Origin of the sequence: Cryobacterium sp. M25, assembly GCF_002929635.1 — a bacterium.
In the GTDB taxonomy this organism is placed as follows: domain Bacteria; phylum Actinomycetota; class Actinomycetes; order Actinomycetales; family Microbacteriaceae; genus Cryobacterium; species Cryobacterium sandaracinum.
This window is the reverse complement of record NZ_PJJU01000055.1, coordinates 142,989-159,833: the sequence shown is the minus strand read 5'-3', so window position 1 is coordinate 159,833 and position 16,845 is coordinate 142,989. Positions and strand designations below refer to the sequence as shown.

Annotated in this window: 15 protein-coding genes; 2 read left to right on the top strand and 13 right to left on the bottom strand. The window is 63.5% G+C overall.

What is annotated here, in order from left to right; all coding sequences use genetic code 11:
* Positions 1-43 precede the first annotated feature (43 nt).
* From CXY81_RS16705 to CXY81_RS11665, 3 genes are all read right to left on the bottom strand, one after another.
* Positions 44-364, bottom strand: a complete 321-nt coding sequence (locus CXY81_RS16705) for a zinc-binding dehydrogenase (protein WP_199183058.1) — start codon at positions 362-364, stop codon at positions 44-46.
* The gene (locus tag CXY81_RS16700; RefSeq protein WP_199183057.1) at positions 354-932 is read right to left on the bottom strand and encodes an alcohol dehydrogenase catalytic domain-containing protein; all 579 of its coding nucleotides are present in this window, start codon (positions 930-932) and stop codon (positions 354-356) included. Before CXY81_RS16700 ends, CXY81_RS16705 begins: the two co-directional genes overlap by 11 nt.
* Before the next feature lie 321 nt (positions 933-1,253).
* Positions 1,254-2,606: an MFS transporter gene (locus tag CXY81_RS11665; RefSeq protein WP_104194922.1), complete on the bottom strand. Its 1,353-nt coding sequence runs from the start codon at positions 2,604-2,606 to the stop codon at positions 1,254-1,256.
* Between the two features lie 188 nt (positions 2,607-2,794).
* Here CXY81_RS11665 and CXY81_RS11660 point away from each other — a divergent pair, with 188 nt between their 5' ends.
* Positions 2,795-5,023: a malate synthase G gene (locus CXY81_RS11660; protein ID WP_104194921.1), complete on the top strand. Its 2,229-nt coding sequence runs from the start codon at positions 2,795-2,797 to the stop codon at positions 5,021-5,023.
* A 318-nt stretch (positions 5,024-5,341) separates the two neighbouring features.
* Here CXY81_RS11660 and CXY81_RS16435 read toward each other — a convergent pair whose 3' ends face one another.
* The 3 genes from CXY81_RS16435 to CXY81_RS11650 form a co-directional block, all read right to left on the bottom strand.
* Positions 5,342-5,494, bottom strand: a complete 153-nt coding sequence (locus tag CXY81_RS16435; protein WP_158252054.1) for a hypothetical protein — start codon at positions 5,492-5,494, stop codon at positions 5,342-5,344.
* A 41-nt stretch (positions 5,495-5,535) separates the two neighbouring features.
* The gene (locus CXY81_RS11655) at positions 5,536-6,036 is read right to left on the bottom strand and encodes a hypothetical protein (protein ID WP_104194920.1); all 501 of its coding nucleotides are present in this window, start codon (positions 6,034-6,036) and stop codon (positions 5,536-5,538) included.
* 721 nt (positions 6,037-6,757) lie between these two features.
* The gene (locus tag CXY81_RS11650) at positions 6,758-7,501 is read right to left on the bottom strand and encodes a phosphotransferase (protein WP_104194919.1); all 744 of its coding nucleotides are present in this window, start codon (positions 7,499-7,501) and stop codon (positions 6,758-6,760) included.
* A gap of 503 nt (positions 7,502-8,004) precedes the next feature.
* Between CXY81_RS11650 and CXY81_RS11645 the strand changes: the two genes are divergently transcribed.
* Positions 8,005-9,201, top strand: a complete 1,197-nt coding sequence (locus CXY81_RS11645) for a Fic family protein (RefSeq protein ID WP_104194918.1) — start codon at positions 8,005-8,007, stop codon at positions 9,199-9,201.
* 16 nt (positions 9,202-9,217) lie between these two features.
* Here the strand turns inward: CXY81_RS11645 and CXY81_RS17535 are convergent, their stop codons facing one another.
* From CXY81_RS17535 to CXY81_RS11605, 7 genes are all read right to left on the bottom strand, one after another.
* A complete protein-coding gene (locus tag CXY81_RS17535; protein WP_104194917.1) occupies positions 9,218-9,667 on the bottom strand; it encodes a GNAT family N-acetyltransferase in 450 nt (149 codons plus the stop codon).
* A 638-nt stretch (positions 9,668-10,305) separates the two neighbouring features.
* Complete coding sequence (locus CXY81_RS11630; RefSeq protein WP_104194915.1) at positions 10,306-10,638, bottom strand: hypothetical protein; 333 nt, start codon at positions 10,636-10,638, stop codon at positions 10,306-10,308.
* Positions 10,639-10,937: 299 nt separating this feature from the next.
* Positions 10,938-11,780 (bottom strand): phosphatidylinositol-specific phospholipase C/glycerophosphodiester phosphodiesterase family protein, encoded by an 843-nt coding sequence (locus tag CXY81_RS11625; RefSeq protein ID WP_104169719.1) that lies wholly within the window; start codon positions 11,778-11,780, stop codon positions 10,938-10,940.
* 805 nt (positions 11,781-12,585) lie between these two features.
* Positions 12,586-14,025, bottom strand: a complete 1,440-nt coding sequence (locus CXY81_RS11620; protein ID WP_104194954.1) for a dihydrolipoamide acetyltransferase family protein — start codon at positions 14,023-14,025, stop codon at positions 12,586-12,588.
* Positions 14,025-15,038, bottom strand: coding sequence for an alpha-ketoacid dehydrogenase subunit beta (locus CXY81_RS11615; RefSeq protein WP_104194914.1), 1,014 nt, complete (start codon positions 15,036-15,038; stop codon positions 14,025-14,027). The genes CXY81_RS11620 and CXY81_RS11615 overlap by 1 nt, the downstream gene beginning before the upstream one ends.
* Entirely contained in the window at positions 15,035-16,207 is a 1,173-nt protein-coding gene (gene pdhA / locus CXY81_RS11610; protein WP_104194913.1) for a pyruvate dehydrogenase (acetyl-transferring) E1 component subunit alpha, read from the bottom strand. Before pdhA ends, CXY81_RS11615 begins: the two co-directional genes overlap by 4 nt.
* A gap of 110 nt (positions 16,208-16,317) precedes the next feature.
* Positions 16,318-16,821 (bottom strand): Lrp/AsnC family transcriptional regulator, encoded by a 504-nt coding sequence (locus CXY81_RS11605; protein ID WP_104099599.1) that lies wholly within the window; start codon positions 16,819-16,821, stop codon positions 16,318-16,320.
* Between the last annotated feature and the right edge of the window lie 24 nt (positions 16,822-16,845).

The following is a 16,845-nucleotide window of genomic DNA, read 5'->3' as shown; positions in this document are numbered from 1 at the left end:
AGTGCATCAATTAGAGTTTTCCCTCGGGTACCAACAGTTGGTCTCAGTGGGGGAGGATGACGATCTTGCCGATGTGTCGTCGCTCGGAGAACTCCGTTTGGGCTTCGGCGATCTCGGTCAGGGCAAACGTGCTGCTGACCTGAGGACTGACCTGCCCGCCGCGTGCAAGCTCGACGAGCCGATGAAAATGAACCCGGGTGTGCATCGAGGATCCGATCAGCTGCACATTGTGAAGATAGAGGCGGCGGAGGTCGAAGTCGATCACCGGCCCCGCCACAGCACCCGCGATCACCCAGCACCCGTTGTCCCGAAGCATCGGCATCATGGTGGAGACCCCCGGTCCACCGGCGATGTCAGCAACCACGTCCAACCCCGCCGGATGCTCCCGTCACGAGCACGGTTTCGCCGCCTCGCACGTTGGCACGTTCGAGAATTCCGATCGCGGTGCCGAATGCCACAGGCAGGCACGCCAGCTGCTCATCCGATAGCGGGGAATCCAGCACGTCATGAGCATGAGTGGCATCCACTGCGACGTACTGCGCGAACCCGCCATCGGCCTCGCTGCCCAGGTATCCCACCGGAGACGCATTCTCGCTTTCGCATCCGTAGATAGCCGGGTCCACGAGCACCCGGCGACTCGACAGTTCTTCGGTCACACCATGACCCACCTCGACGACAATGCCGGTGATATCCCCACCCTGAATGCGCGGAAAATCAAACGAACCCAGCCAGCCGGCCTGCGCCGTGGGATCTTCCGGCAACCCATGTGCTCCCTGGCGCGTCCAAATGTCTGTGTTGTTGACGGCAGCCGCTGTTACTTTCACCAGCACCTGGTGGTCCTGCGGCCGCGGCCGGAGCCAATCGTGGTGCAATTCCAATGCTTCGGTGCCACCGAATCTCGTCAGTACGGCTGCCGTCATCACGTTATTCATCCTTCAAGCCTGCCAGTGTCAGCAGGCTTTCGTGAAGTGGGTTCCGCCGAAGCCCTGAGCTCTGCGAGACACTGCAGATTCCCCGGTTTCGCGGTGTTGGACTAGGCCAACACCAAGCCGAACAATCTCATCCATATTTCGGGTTGCCAACGAGGGCATCGCCTTCACCGAACGAGTTCCTGCCCACCGTGCACGGGTTCGACGCGTTCTTCGGCAACCTCTACCACTTGAAAACCGAGGAGGAGACGGAAACCGACCGCCGCCGTCGTGCAAAGTCAGATCGGGCATACCCCAGTGTCTCGCGCAACCGTTCCTGCCGTTTCAGTCCTCCAGAGCCTCGCCCCGTTTCTCGGGGAGTCCAAGAGCGCCGAGTGCAGCGACCACGAAAAACATTGCGAAGACCGTGAAAAGAAGTGCGGTCCCGCCCACCTCGCGTAGCATCGGCACGGCCAGCGGAGCCAGGATCGCGGCGATCCGACCAACGCCGGCTGCCCAGCCGGCCCCGGTGGCACGGATGCGGGTCGGGTACAGCTCCGGGGTCACTGCGTAGAGCGCTCCCCACGCACCCAGGTTAAAAAAGGAAAGCAGCATGCCGGCACCGATCACCTGGGTGGCATCGCCGGCTACCGCGAATAACGCCGCCGCAAGTGCCGAGCCGGCAAGGAATACGGCCAGTGTCCTGCGCCGTCCCCAACGCTCGATAAGGTACGCCGAAGCGGCATAACCCGGCAGTTGGGCCACGGTGATGATCAGCGTGTACGCGAAGGAGCGAACGAGCGAGTATCCCGACGCGACCAGGATGGTCGGAAGCCAGATGAAGGCGCCATAGTAGGAGAAGTTCACGCAGAACCAGACCAGCCACAGCGCACCGGTTCGGCGACGCAGGCCGCGCGACCACAGCGCGGTGACGCGTGTCCGGGAACCGGTTTTGATCGGCCCCTCACCTGTCTTTGCGGGGCACGCAGAATCATAGGGTCCGGCGGTGATTCCGGCGGACTTTTCGAAACGTCGGACGGTCGACTCCGCCTCAGAGAGGCGGCCACGCGACTCGAGGAAGCGAACCGATTCCGGCAGCCGAAGGCGCACGACCACCGCGTACACGGCCGGAACCGCTCCGACAGCCAGTGCCCAGCGCCAGCCGTCGGCCGATGACGGTACGACCAGGTACCCGATGACTGCGGAAACGGTCCAGCCAATGGCCCAGAAGGATTCGAGGATGACGATGATGCGGCCGCGAATTCGTGGAGGCGCGAACTCGCTCACGAGCGTCGAAGCGACCGGGAGCTCACCGCCAAGACCGAGCCCCACGATAAATCGCCATGCAATGAGTACGGCCACAGTCTCGGACAGTGCCGACGCTCCCGTCGCGAGACCATAAACGAGAAGGGTGAGAGCGAAAACCTGGCGTCGGCCGATACGGTCGGCCAGCAAACCACCGAGAACTGCACCTATGGCCATACCGACGAACCCGGCGGATGCGATCCAGGACAGCTCCGCGTCGGAGACTTGCCATTGCACCGCCAATTGTGCGAGAACGAAAGAAATGAGTCCAACGTCCATTGCATCCAGAGCCCAGCCCAGGCCGGAACCCACAAGCACACGGCGGTGCTCCCGGGTGAACGGCAGCGCATCCAATCGCTCGGATCGACTGGGGCGTGCGCGAACTTCAGACATCAGGTTCCCAATTCAGCGTTTGTGACCAGGCGGCGAACTGAGGGTGAAGCGTCTGCCGGATAATTGAACCCTATTGCACGAGACCTGCCCGACGTGAGTGTGTCATGGAGCGGCGGCGCCGGGGTGCGAGACTGGCCAGACACAGTCGGCCGAGCGGGCGTACCCGCACTAGCCCAAGGAGTTCAACGATGAACACACCCACCACAGCATCCGTCCCAGCGCCTACTACTGGCCTCTCCGCCCGCGTCGAACGAGCAGATCTCGATGTCGCCTCCTCATTCGCCGCGTTCGTCGAGAACGAGGCGCTGCAGGGAACCGGCATCACCGCGGACGCCTTTTGGCTTGGGCTGAGCACGCTGATCAGCGACCTCACTCCCCGGAACACTGAGTTGCTCGGCATCAGGGATGACCTGCAGGCCCAGATCGATGCCTTTCACCGGGCTAACCCCGGCCAGCCTGACCCGGGCGAGTACCGTGCTTTCCTCACCAGGATCGGGTACCTCGCGCCCGAACCCGGGGACTTCACCATCACCACCTCGAACGTCGATGCGGAGATCGCGTCGCAGGCGGGACCCCAGCTTGTCGTTCCGCTGCTCAACGCGCGGTTCGCTGTCAACGCGGCGAACGCCCGCTGGGGTTCGCTTTACGACGCGCTGTACGGCACTGACGCGATATCCGATGACGGCGGTGCGTCCCGGGCGGATTCCTACAACGCCGTCCGCGGCGGACGGGTGATCGCGCGCGGACGGGCTCTGCTTGACCAGGCCATCCCACTCGAACGGGGCTCGCACGCTGATGCCGTCGCTTACCGAGTCGAGAACGGTGCGCTGGTCGTGGCTTTGAAAGACGGATCATCCGCTGTCCTGGCGTCGCCCTCGGCGCTGGTCGGCTACAGGGGAGAGGCGTTGGAACCGTCGTCCGTGCTCTTCCGACATCACGGACTGCACCTCGACGTGATCATTGATCGGACCGCACCTATCGGGGCCACGGACAGCGCGGGCATCCAGGACATCGTGCTCGAGTCCGCTGTCACCACGATCATGGACCTCGAAGACTCGGTTGCCGCAGTCGACGCCGACGACAAGGTACTCGGCTACCGCAACTGGCGCGAACTCATGCGCGGCACACTGAATGAGACCGTCAGGAAGGGCGCCGGCGTCTTCATGCGCACCATGAACGGCGACCGCGTCTACACCGTTCCAACCGGCGGCGAGTTGACGCTGCACGGCCGAAGCCTGCTGCTGGTGCGCAACGTCGGGCACCTGATGCAGACCGACACCGTGCGGGATGCGTCCGGCGCCGAGGTGTTCGAAGGAATCCTCGACGCGGTGCTGACCGTTCTCGGTTCGTTCCCCGACCTCGTCGGCGAGGCCCGCGGCGGCAACTCATGCACCGGCTCGGTGTACATCGTCAAGCCGAAAATGCACGGCCCCCACGAGGTCGCGTTCACCGTCGACCTGTTCGCCCGGGTAGAGCAGCTCCTCGGCCTGCCCCCACTCACCGTGAAGATCGGGATCATGGACGAAGAACGGCGAACGACGCTCAACTTGCGGGCCTGTATCGCCGTTGCCGCCGAGCGAATCGTCTTCATCAACACGGGATTCCTCGATCGCACGGGCGACGAGATCCACACCTCCATGCACGCCGGGCCAGTGGCCACCAAGAGCTCGATACGTTCCATGCCCTTCATGGCTGCCTACGAGAACGCGAACGTCGACGCCGGTCTCGCGGCGGGCTTTCCCGGCCGTGCCCAGATCGGCAAGGGCATGTGGGCCATGCCCGATCTCATGCACGACATGCTCGAGCAGAAGATTTCGCACCCCCATTCCGGTGCAACCACAGCCTGGGTCCCGTCTCCCACAGCGGCGACGCTGCATGCGATCCACTATCACGAGGTCGACGTGGCCGCCCGTCAACACGAACTGGCCGGGCGGACAGGCCAGGCCCTGGACCCGATTCTCGTCCTCCCTCTCTCCGAGCGAGACCTCAGCGATGAGGAGCGCCTGACCGAGCTGAACAACAACGTTCAGTCGATCCTCGGCTACGTCGTTCGATGGGTCGATCAGGGGGTCGGGTGTTCCAAGGTTCCGGACATTCACGGCGTGGGGCTCATGGAGGACCGTGCGACGCTGCGCATTTCCAGTCAACTCCTCGCGAACTGGCTCACCCACGGCGTCATCAGCAAGACGGATGTCGACGCCAGCCTCGGGCGACTGGCGGCGGTCGTCGATGCACAGAATTCCGATGACCCGACCTATGAAGCGCTGATCGGCAGAACCGGGCCTGGGCTCGCGTTTCGGGCCGCCCGCCGACTCATCATCGACGGTGCATCCTCACCCAACGGATACACCGAGCCGATCCTCCACCAGGTCCGGAGGGCAAAGAAGCGTCAGGCTCCCGCGCGTCATTTGCTCTAACGGAACCTCATGCGGGCGGGTTGCAGTGCGGCAGCCGCCGGTGGCATACCTTCCCGGCGGGACCTACTTGATGCCGCCGGTTGGGCGTCCATCGAGCAGGTTGCTGGTGAACCTCGCGATGTCGTCCCGAAATTCGGCATAGGCGCTCGGGGCGGGCCCCTCCGAACGGACGAACACGTCCACTGCCTCGAGCGCTGAGGTGACGATGGAACGAGGTGAGCGCACTTCCCCTGATGAGTTTGCGGCACGGTATCGTATGCCGGGGTGATTCTCGTGCTGTCGTCATACAGGTTTCATTACGCATCTACTCGGTGTGGTTCACTGTGCTGAATTGACAGGTGGCTGCTCGTGACTGCGGCGGGACTTGACAAGCAGCACCACGCCGAGGGTCAGCCACCAAAGCATTCCCAGAGGGATCAGTGCCATGGAGGCGAGCCAGATCCCGGGCAGGTCGATCGCTGCTGCCGTCATCAATGGCCCAGCATTGAGCATCACGAGACGGAGGCCTGCGACTAATCCCAAGACACATAACCAGATCGGAAGGGGGCGGGAGTGAGCCCCGGCCACACAGATACCCACGGACCAGACAGATACCCACGGACCAGACAGATACCCACGGACCAGACAGCGAGCGTAATGAGGCCCGCCGCAAGGAAACCATGGGTTCCCAACATCTGAATGGTGAGGTATGCGGACTCGCCCCATCCCCTATTGACCGAGTCGATGTAGAGCAACGGCCCCACCGACTCGCGCAAGACCCCGTGCATGAACAAGAACGCAGCCGCGAAAAGTCCGAGCGCGCTCAGGCTTCGGCGCGTGATCATACTCGTGCGTGGCGTAAGCACATCTGAGATAGCGAAACTCGCCACGATGTACGCGAGTGCCATGATAAACACTGCGACCGCCGCCAAAGCGTAAAACTGCGGATACTGGCGCAGATAATGGAGGCTCACTGCGGGATTGTCGGTGTCATCGAAACCGAGAACCGGTCCCATCAGCTCAAGGGTAAACATCGCGATGCCTGACCGCCCGGCGACGATAACCGCTATCCCACCTGAGCGCAATGCTGACCGATTTATGTTCCCAACCGCCGTTTTTCTCCGATGCGGGACGCCTGTTGTTGTCGCTGGTTGCACGCATGGTGCACTCTTTTGGGATAGCTCCGCGCGGGCAAGCATGGCACGCCGGTCACGGTCTAGCGATGCATCGAATGGTACGCGCAAGAACGGTCGCGCGGAATGGATTTACCAGGCGCCTCCAAGTGCCCTGAGTGGATGACCAGTGACTCCTGGAACCCGCCGCGGCTATCGGCCAGCGCTCCATTTAGTACCTGCGGTGAAGTTCACTATCGAAGTGGCATATTGGGCGGCTCGCGCGGCCGCGCCGACGGTGGCACCTTTTGGTTCCTTCGACCTGCACAGAACTTCTGGCAACCGAGCAGGCGCCCGTACTTCGAGGCCTGGCTACCTGACGCTTTCCGCGTTGTGACTTCAAGGTGAACTGCCCTGACGACAGACTCGTTCGTCGGACGCCTATGGACCCAGGCTCGGCACCAATTTGCCGAGATTCCGAAGTCCCGGAAGAGTGGCATTCGGAAACCTCTTCCGGGCGGGTGTTCTTGTGCTTTCACGGCATCGTGAGGCTGAGCCAGCGTTCTTCGATGGCATAGCCGAGATGTTCATTCATGCGGATGCTGCCGGCGTTTGACTTGGACTACCTGGATATCCGCGTTCATTAGGCCTGCAGGCTTGCGATCATATCAAAAAGTCGGTCGCGATCACGTCGGTATAGTGCGGCATGCTCCACGAAATCATTGCGACTTGTGTCGGCGGCACGTTGATCCGTGAAAACGGCAAGATCCTCCATCCGGTGCGCTGCCGCACGGAGCACAGCAGCCTGATCGAACTCAGAGCCGTACGCACGGATGAGCGCATCGAGCCGGCCGAGGCGAGCATCCCAGTCCGGAGCGTCATGGTCTGCGTACTCGCCGAGCGGGACGAGCCGATATGCGAGGTACGCGAGGTCCCAAATCCGAGGCCCGGGGGAGGCCATATCGACGTCGATCAGACCCGTGATGTGCCCGTCTTGGAAGACCATGTTGTACGGTGCGATGTCGTTCAGGCACACCACCTCGATTGGCTGATGCGCAGGCAGCTGCCAGATGGCGGCCGAGTGCGCGAGGGGCGCGCTGGCGTCATGCACCCTTCGGAGCAAGGACCCGGCCTCGTGCAGGATCTTGGGCGACCAGATCCAGCCGGGCATTGGGTGGTGGCCGACGATTCCCGGAAGGTAAGAGAGCACTTCGCGGCCCTGCTCGTCCAGGCCCAAGGGCTCAGGTACTTCCGTCACTCCCGCCGCGCGGAGTGTGCTCAGAAGTTGATGGACCGCGGGAGTCCAAGGACCGGCGGGGCGGTAAACGGTGTCGCCTACCCGCACGACAATGCTCGAGTTTCCCCCGGCCAGAACCTCTTCATCCATCCCACAAACCTAAAGGCTGCAAGCGGAACCCTGGACGTGAGCGAGCCCGGCCAACGTCGCCAGTACCACCGAAAAGGTGGCAATTGAGCGTTAGAGCTTCTTGACCATTTTCAGTTCGCTCCTGCTGGTGTCGAGGTTGTATGGGACACGGTACCCGGTGGCCGCGAAGCCCCGACTTTCGGACGCCCGTCGCGCGCGCGCGTTCTCGTGCACAGGGAGAGTCAACCGGTCGGCGTCTCGCGAATCATCTCCGAGCGCAGGTCACGAATTTCACGCCAGTCAGAATGATCTGTTGATCGGATCGAGAACCCCTATGTGCTCACCCGTTCATTCACGCCATTGAGCGATGCGAATTCACCGCCAGCTAGCGCTGCACTTCACTGACTTCTCTTTGGCTTCGGAAAGTGCGTTTCGCAAGGTTTCGGAGCAGTCGAGTGGAATAAGTCAGAATAGAGTGAATCCGTAACTATGGATATGCTAATAAGCATTGGTATACTTGATACATGTCCATGTTTGAGAAGAAGTCGGTCTGGCCGTTGATCGGCTGTGAAGAACGGCCGTGGCGAAGCGTCCAGGACGAGTATGGCCTACGAACCCAGAAGCGTCTGGCGTCAGGTCCGTACTTGGCGTCGGTGCCCGCGTTGATCTCTGATCTCGACATACCGTTCGACAGCGAGATGCATGCGCTGACTGAAGAGGCCGCCAGCGAGCTTGCCCGCTTCGATGCAGAAGTGGGGCAAATCGCTGCACCATTTGCGTCCATTCTCCTTCGAACCGAGAGTGCCTCCAGCTCCGAAATTGAGAACCTCACGAGCGGCGCTCGGCAGATCGCCTTGGCGGAGCTCGGTGAGCACGCCTCGAAGAATGCGCAGCTCATCGTCGGCAACGTCCGAGCGATGCAAGCGGCACTTGCCCTGTCTGAGTCGATCGACGGCAACGCCATCCTGGAGATGCATCGCGCTCTCCTTGAGCAAAGCAATCCTGACATCGTCGGTCACTGGCGTGACCAGCAGGTCTGGATCGGTGGCGGGAGTTTTGGGCCGCACACCGCACAGTTTGTCCCGCCCCATCAGGACCGCGTCCCCGCGCTCATGGACGACCTTGTTGCCTTCGCCAATCGAGTTGATCTTCCCGTGCTTGCCCAGACCGCGATCGCTCATGCGCAATTTGAAACAATCCATCCGTTCCCCGACGGAAATGGAAGGGTCGGTCGCGCACTCATCCAGGCGATGCTGCGTTCTGGAGGGCTCACTCAAAACGTTGCTGTTCCGGTCTCCGCGGGGCTGCTTCACGACACCGGTCGATATTTCGATGCCCTGAGCGCGTACCGGTCCGGGGATGTCGCCCCGATCATCCGTTCCATCGCGGAGGCGTCGTTCGCGGCGGTGCACAATGGTCGAATCCTCGTGGCTGACCTGGAAAGCGTGCAGGTGGAGTGGCGCGGGCGCATCAGCGCGAGACGAGATTCAGCGGTACACCGGCTCGTGGGTATTCTGCTTCGGCAACCCGTGATCGGCGCAGCCGCAGCCGCAGCTCAGCTCGGTATTTCGAGCGTCAATGCCCAGGTCGCTATCGATCGCCTTGTTGACGCCAACATTTTGACCCAAATCACAGACGGACGACGAAATCGAATTTGGCTAGCCAAGGACGTCGTTCAAGTCCTTGACGAGTTCGCCGCCCGAGCAAAGAGACGCCGATAGCAGAACGGTCTCCGCATCAACCTTCCAGCAGCCCGCTGGGAGATTGCGATATTGAATCCCACTTCCAGTGCGACGATGCAGGACGCCGGGTTGTTGACCCTGTGCTTGAGCTCGAGCCGGAGCGAGTCGCGCCTTTCAAATGCCCAGCGGTAGCCGAGGCGAGGGAGCGTGAGGCGAGGCCTTGGCCTCGGGCCTCGGCGGACACCCAGTAGTAGACCCTACCGGTGTCGTGTCGATGCTCCATGTTTCCGATGCCCACGTTGCCGACAGCCTTGCCGTCGACGCTGATTGCGAAGTTGCGCACGGACGGGCTGGATGGGGCGAGCTGAAGTGCGATGAATTCCTGGCAGCGCTCGAGCGTTGACAGGTCGGTGTCGCCGACCTGGGTTGCGAGGTCATCGTTGGCACCGAAGGCGCGAAGCAGGTGCCCGGTGTCAGATTCGTCCCATGGGCGACACTTCTGCACGCGATCGTCAGACCAAAGCGTCGGGCAACGCCGAGGCTTCTTCCCCGAATGGGGCGGTGCGGATAGCGATTCTGAACAGTAGGGTCGGGCCTCGGTCCCGCGGTTGACGCGTCCAGTTGGGGGGAACCTGACGAGATGACACTCGACGACCTGCGGCTTTCAAGAAGCGCATTTCACGTTCCGCACATGCCTACAACAGAAATGAGTGGAGCGATGACAGCCAGTTGGGTCCGCCTCTCACTCTGGGTTGCCGCCCTGGTCGCATGGTCCGCGCTCATCCTCGTCGGGCTGGTCCTGTTGGGGACAGGTCTCGATCGAACATTCTTTTTTGAGCCAACCGGTGAGGCTCTTGAACGCGATCGTGCTGGGAAGATTCTCATTCTCGCGGGTTCGGTCGCCCTCGTCGGGGCCGCGGTCTGGGCTCGGTTGATGCACGCCCCCATCTGGACCTGCGCCCTCGTCGCAGCCCCGGCTGTCCTTGTCGGCGGCCTCACCTTGTTTTTCGGAGGTTCTCTCTTCCCACACCTCAGCGCTTTGGTGGCTTTCCCTGTTGCCTTCGCCGGCCTGGTTTGCGGGCTTGTCCTCGCCAGGCCACTGCTTCGCGCTGGATCCACGGGCCCTAGCGCGTCGGTTGACCGTCAGGAATCAGACTGAGCTTCCGCCCGCCGACGGCGAGTGCTGATAACTATCCATCTGAAGATGGCAGCATTGATCGCAGCCAAGAGGAAGAATCCCAGGTAGTACAACGCCGCGCTCATGGTCAATGCTTCGACGGCGAATTCTGCTGGCCCGGACATTTGCGATGAACCCAGTGAACCGACGACATAGTAAGCAGTAGATAACGGCAACGTCAGAACCACGATGAGCAGAACCATCGCTTCGGGTGCGGCCGTCCCGACGCCCAGTTCGAAGGCGCGCATCACGGACACTGCCGCAATGAGCCCGGCGACTGACACGAGGTAGGCGCCCATCGACCCCGCGGCCCAGGAGGGTAGGCGGCGGTTCCCTGTCGGCCTTACACGGTCGGACGTCATTTCCGAAAGCTACAGGCCTTGCCCGACTTCGGGCAACAAGGACCGTTCCGACGTCTCGGGGGAGTGGCCTTTGGAAACGGTCTCCGCATGAATCTCCCAGCAGCCCGTTGGGAGATTTTGCCGTGGAGGCCAGTGCCGTTAACGGCGGAATTCGTTCGCGAACTGGGGACACCGATCGATTTCAACTGTGTACACAGTACTTCTTTCAGGTCCGGGCGAGTGGATGGCGATTTCCGCTAGCTCCGGCTCCCCAGGAACTCCTCCAGCGCGGCGAGGTCATCCGTATTTATGTGGTCAACGCCGGCCTCGTGCAGCTCAGTCCAGATCGCTTCGCGGGCTTCGCCCGGAACATCGAGGGTTCCCCAGAAACGGACGCGGTAGCCCTGGGAGTGCGCCGACTGCACGTATTCGCGCAGCTTGACCTTTTCGCTTTCCGGCATCGGACCGACGCCCTGCCACACGAATAGCTTGTTCCAATTCTCACTGACCAGCGGCATGAGATCGGCTGGTATTCCAGATGTCAGGTCGCCGGAGCGGCCGTCATAGAAAGCCAACCGTGAGTCAAGATTTTGCATGGTTTTTAGAGGGCGGTTGCCGCTGACCACGGCGACAACCGGTCCGGATTTGGTTTTGCCGTTCGTGTACTTGGTCATGATCGAGCGATGCTCAGCCAGGTCTTCCTCGATCGCAGCGTAGGTACTCTCGCCGTCACTCTTTATGTCGATCAGAAGTTGGAAGCTGCCATCCCAGCCAGAGTAGACACTGCCAGCACGGCCGTCCACGAGGCGGTCGAGCGGATCCAGGTAGAGGCTTTCGAGAGTAACCCCCGCCTGGACATCCTCGAGATCGTGAGCGACGAGAAGCTCGCCATCTACGAGCCAAACATCGGCTTCCACACTGGTGAATCCGTGCTCGAGGGCATCAAATAACGGACGCTCATGCTCATAGTCATTGTGCGCGTGGGCGGCATCCTGCGGTTCGCCGAGCACGATGTCGGCCTGTGATGGTGCGGCCGCGCCGGTGACGGTAGCGAGGCCGACGAGGGTAACGAGAACCAAAGCGGAATTTTTGACGATCATGGAAGTCCATTTCTACAAAGTGTGTTCCGCCGAGAAAGTCCCGTCGAAATGAGATTGACCGCATTATCGGCTCCACGCGTGTTCCAGTGCACAAGCTGGTTCGGTTTCGAATGCGCAACGGCTACAGTTCTATCGGAGTCGGGTTAAGTGCTGGCGCCGGTCGAACCAACGCACCATGAACGGTCTGGGCCTGCGTGACCTTCTGCTCGCGTGAGAACCACGCTCCTAGCTCCACCAGTCCGACCTCGCGTCGCGCCGGCAGATTCGGTATTCACTGGAGGGCCGTCGGGGTGGTTCTAACAGTCGAATAGTCGCAGCGCTGGCATACCTTGTCATGCTTGCCGCGCTGACTTCAGGTGTTGTCGGCGCTGACTGTGCGGGCTCTGCCATCGAGCCGGATCGTATTGCCTTGCGGGACGATCAACTGGGTCTGGTGTGTCCGAATGGCACTCCGATACAGATCACAGCCTCGGAGTTATATCGAGAGACTTGCTCGATAATCGTGTCGCGCTGAACTGCGCGCAGTCGAGCGCGCTCGCCTGCGAACGGCACGGACCGCCAGGCTGCCCGCAAGCCGGACCTTGAGCGCACTCGGGCTTGGAATTCGGGGCCAGAAGCAAACGCATCCGGGCGGAGCGCCCGGATAACCCGCCCGGTGAGGATTCGCACTTGAGGGCGTCGACCGCAACAAACCCCAGCGGCAGGAAACCCCTGCCACGAGATGTCCTGGCGTGTCGTAGACGACCTGGCGCACGCCTCGACCCCAGGCGGCACCACAGCAGGGTCGAGGCCGTTTGCGGCTCGGTCAGAGGTCGGCGAGCATGCTCACAGGGTTCTCGATGCAGCGTGCGACGTAGGTGAGGAAACCGGCGGCGGTGCCTCCGTCACAGACCCGGTGGTCGAAGACCAGCGACAGCTCGACCACAGTGCGCACCGCGAGGGCGTGATTGACCACCCAGGGGCGCTCGATCATCCGTCCGATGCCCAGAATGGCGGCCTCAGGGTGGTTGATGATCGCGGCTGACCCGTCGACACCCAGAGCACCGAAGTTGTTCAGGGTGAAGGTGCCGCCGCTGAGTCGAGATGGGGGAAACGAGCCATCCGTTGCCTGGGTCACGATACCGGCGATCGCATCCCGGAGTTCGCGGGTGGTCAGTGAGTGGGCGTCGTGCACGACCGGCACCATCAGCCCCCGCGGGGTCTGAGCGGCAAGCCCGAGGTTGATGGCACCGCGTTGGAGGATCTCCTGGCTGGCCGTGTCGACTGAGGAGTTCAACAGCGGAAACTGGCGCAGTCCGGCGACCGTGAACCGGGCGATCAGCGCGGTCACGCTGAAGCGTTCGCCTGTGGCGTCGAAGAGACGGTCCCGCGCGGCGAAGACCTCGGTGGCGTCCACATCGAGCCAGACGGTTGCCTCGGGGATTTCCCGGCGCGAGGTGGTCATCCGCTCCGACACCACCCTGCGTAGGCCGGTGATCGGGATTCGGATGTCGTCGGTGGGTGCGGCCCGGGTTCCGACCGGCTCCGCCACGGGTGCAGGTTGGGCCAGTGCCGCGGGCTCGACCACCGGTGTGGACTCAACCGCTGCGGCCCGTTCCCGGATTGCCGATTCCACGTCCCGGCGCAGCACAAGCGCGTTGCTCCCGCTGCCGATTAGCAGGGTCGCGTCGAGGCCGTTTTCGCGGGCCAGACGCCGCACCAGCGGTGAGACCACGGGGGAGCGGCCGGCCGGGTAAGACGGAGAGGCCGGAGCCGTTACCGGGGTGGCCGGAGTCACCTCGGAGACCGGTTCGACGATTGCCGCGACGACCGGAGCCGCTGAGCCGGGTCGCACGCCGAAGCGCGCAGTGGCAGGGCGCCGCACGGGACGCGTGTTCTCCCTCGTGCCGTAGCCGATGAGCACGGCACCGGATGCCGACCCGTCGACCTCCGCGACCGGAACCCCGGCTGCCATCGCCGCGGGCGTAACAGCAGTCCGAGCGGTCGGCCGTGCGGTGTCGGCCTCGGCGGCATCCGTCACTGTCAGCAGCACCTGCCCGGCGTGAATGATCTGGCCGGCGACCCCGTTCAGGGCCTCGACCACACCGCCGAACGGCGACGGCAACTCCACGATGGACTTGGCCGATTCGACCTCCACCACGGGCTGGTCGATGGTGATGGTGTCGCCCACGGCGACCAGCCAGGAGACGATTTCGGCTTCGGTGAGTCCTTCGCCGAGGTCGGGCAGGATGAAATTCTGACCCATCAGTTCCACTCCCAGGTTCCGAGGGCGGTCAGGATGCGGTCGGGAGTGGGCAGAAAGTATTGCTCGAGCTTGGGGGAGGGATAGGGGATATCGAAACCCGTGATCCGCAGGATCGGCGCTGCCAGGTGGAAGAAGTTGCGCTCGGTCAGCCGGGCGGCGACCTCGGCCCCGTAGCCGCCGAACTGCGCCGCCTCATGCAGCACAGTGGCGCGGGAGGTCTTCCGCAGGGAGGCGCCCACCGTCTCGTCGTCGAACGGGGAGAGGCTGCGCAGGTCGATCACCTCGATCGAGAGCCCCTCGGCGACGGCCAGCTCGGCTGTCGCGAGGGCCGTTTTCACGGTCGGACCGTAGGCGATCAGCGTGACATCGGTGCCCTCCCGCAGCACGACCGCAGTGGTCATCGGCGCGGTGCGCACAGGCAGGCTGAGCTCGGCTTTGGCCCAGTACCGGCTCTTGGGTTCGAGGAAAATGACCGGGTCGTCACAAGCAATGGCCTCGCGGAGCATTGAATAGGCATCCGCCGGATTCGATGGCGAGACCACCGTAAGGCCGGGCGTGGCCGTCCAGTAGGCCTCGGAGGAATCGGAGTGGTGTTCCACACCCCCGATGTCGCCGGCGTAGGGGATCCGGATCACAAGGGGCAGCTGGATGCGCCCACGGGTGCGGTTGCGCATCTTGGCCACGTGCGAAACGATCTGCTCGAACGCAGGGTAGCTGAACGCGTCGAACTGCATCTCGACCACCGGGCGCAGGCCGTACATGGCCATGCCGATCGCGGTGCCCACAATCCCCGATTCGGCCAGCGGCGAGTCGCTCACGCGGCTCTCCCCGAATTCGGCGTACAGCCCGTCGGTCACACGGAAGACGCCGCCGAGCGGGCCGACATCCTCACCGAACAGGACGACCGTCGGATCGTCGCGCATCGCGTCCTGGATCGCGGCGTTCAGCGCCGCCGCCATGGTGAGAGTGACCGGTGCGCGCAGGGGCGTCGGTGCGGTGTCGGGGAGCGTCATGAGTTGACTCCTGAGTGGGCGGCGACGGATGCTGCGACGGCGTGCTCGGCGTGCTCTGCGTTCTCTGCGTGCTCGTCGAGCTCAGCTGCGAGGAAAGCTCGTTGTTCCGCCAGGGCGGCGCGCGGGGTCGCGTAGACGTGGTCGAACAGCTCCAGCGGATCCACTGGGGCGGACCGGGTCATGCATTCGCGGGTGTCCGCCGCCAGATCCTCGGCCTCGGCACGGATGTCCGCACGCTCCGCGTCGCTCAGCGCACCGATCTCGCACAGGTAGGTGTCCAGGCGGGTGATCGGGTCGCGGCGTCGCCAGATCTCCAGATCCCCGGGATCGCGGTAGCGGCTTGGGTCGTCGGAGTTCGTGTGTGCCTCCATCCGATAGGTCAGACCCTCGATCAGGGTCGGGCCGTGGCCGGCGCGGGCGTTCTCCATTGCCGACGAGGTGACCGCGTACATTGCGGCGACGTCGTTGCCGTCCACGAAGTAGCCGGGCATCCCGTAGCCGATGGCCTTGTCGGCGATGGTGCGGCAGCGCATCTGCTTGTCCAGCGGCACGCTGATCGCGTACTGGTTGTTCTGCACCACGAAGACGACCGGGGCCTGCCAGACGGCAGCAAAGTTGAACGCCTCGTGGGCGTCGCCCTCGCTGGTGGCGCCGTCGCCGAGCAGGGTCAGTGCGACGGTGCGCTCCCGTTTGAGCTTGGACGCGGTCGCGAGCCCCACGGCGTGCAGCGCCTGGGTAGCCAGAGGGGTGGCCTGCGGGGCGATCCGGTGGGCGTTCTGGTCGTAGCCGCTGTGCCAGTCCCCGCGGAACGAGGCCAGGATGTGCTCGGGCGGCACGCCGCGGGTCAGTAGGGCGATGCTGTCCCGGTAGGTGGGGAAGAGCCAGTCCTCGGCGCCGAGGGCGGCGACCGCGGCGATCTCGCAGGCCTCCTGGCCGAGAGCTGACGGGTACGTTGCCAGGCGTCCCTGCCGGGTCAGCGCGGTGACCTGCACGTCGAACCGGCGGGCGACGACCATGCGCCGGTAGAGATTGAGCAGTGTGGTCGGGTCCGGCAAGGTAAACCCGAAGGCCTCATCGAGTGGCGCGGCGCGACCGGTGTCATCGATCAGGCGGAGGGGACGCGGCGCGGTGAGGGGGCTCTCAACCAGGCTCTCGACATTGAGGCTCATGTCGCAATGGTGGGGCATCTCCGCGCCGTCGACGATGCCCCGGCGACGGATGCGAACGATTGGTCCGAAGCGGCGTCGCGCCAGGCCATTCGTCCGCGGAAAACGACCGTTCAGCGCCAGCTGTCCGCGGCACGGGCCGGGGGCAGGCCGGTGATTTCCTCGAGGATGAGGTGGGACCGGGTGGAGATCACGCCGGGCATGCTGTGGATATCGCGCAGGATGGCTTGGCTCAGCTGCTCGTGGTCCGGAGCGCTGACGGTGAGGATGATGTCGATGTCGCCGCTCACGGCCTGAGCTTTTTCGACGAAGGGCAGTTCACTCAGGCGCCGGGCCATCTCGGCCCAAGAGACATCGCCGATCTTGACGATCACGAGGGCGGAGACCCTGAGCCCGAGCGCCCGGCGGTCGATCTGTGCTCCGAATCCAGTGACCACACCGTGACGCACGAGATTCTGCATCCGGGTGTGCGCGGTGGTGCGGGAAATGTGCACGAGCACGGCCAGCTGGCGCATCGACAGGCGGCCGTCGCGGCTGAGTTCGGCCACGATCTGCCGGTCGATAGCGTCGAGACCGTCGGGCGTGCCCGGGGCGGCGGGGGCCGAGTGCTGCGTCATTGGAATCCTCAGGCTGGGGAAACC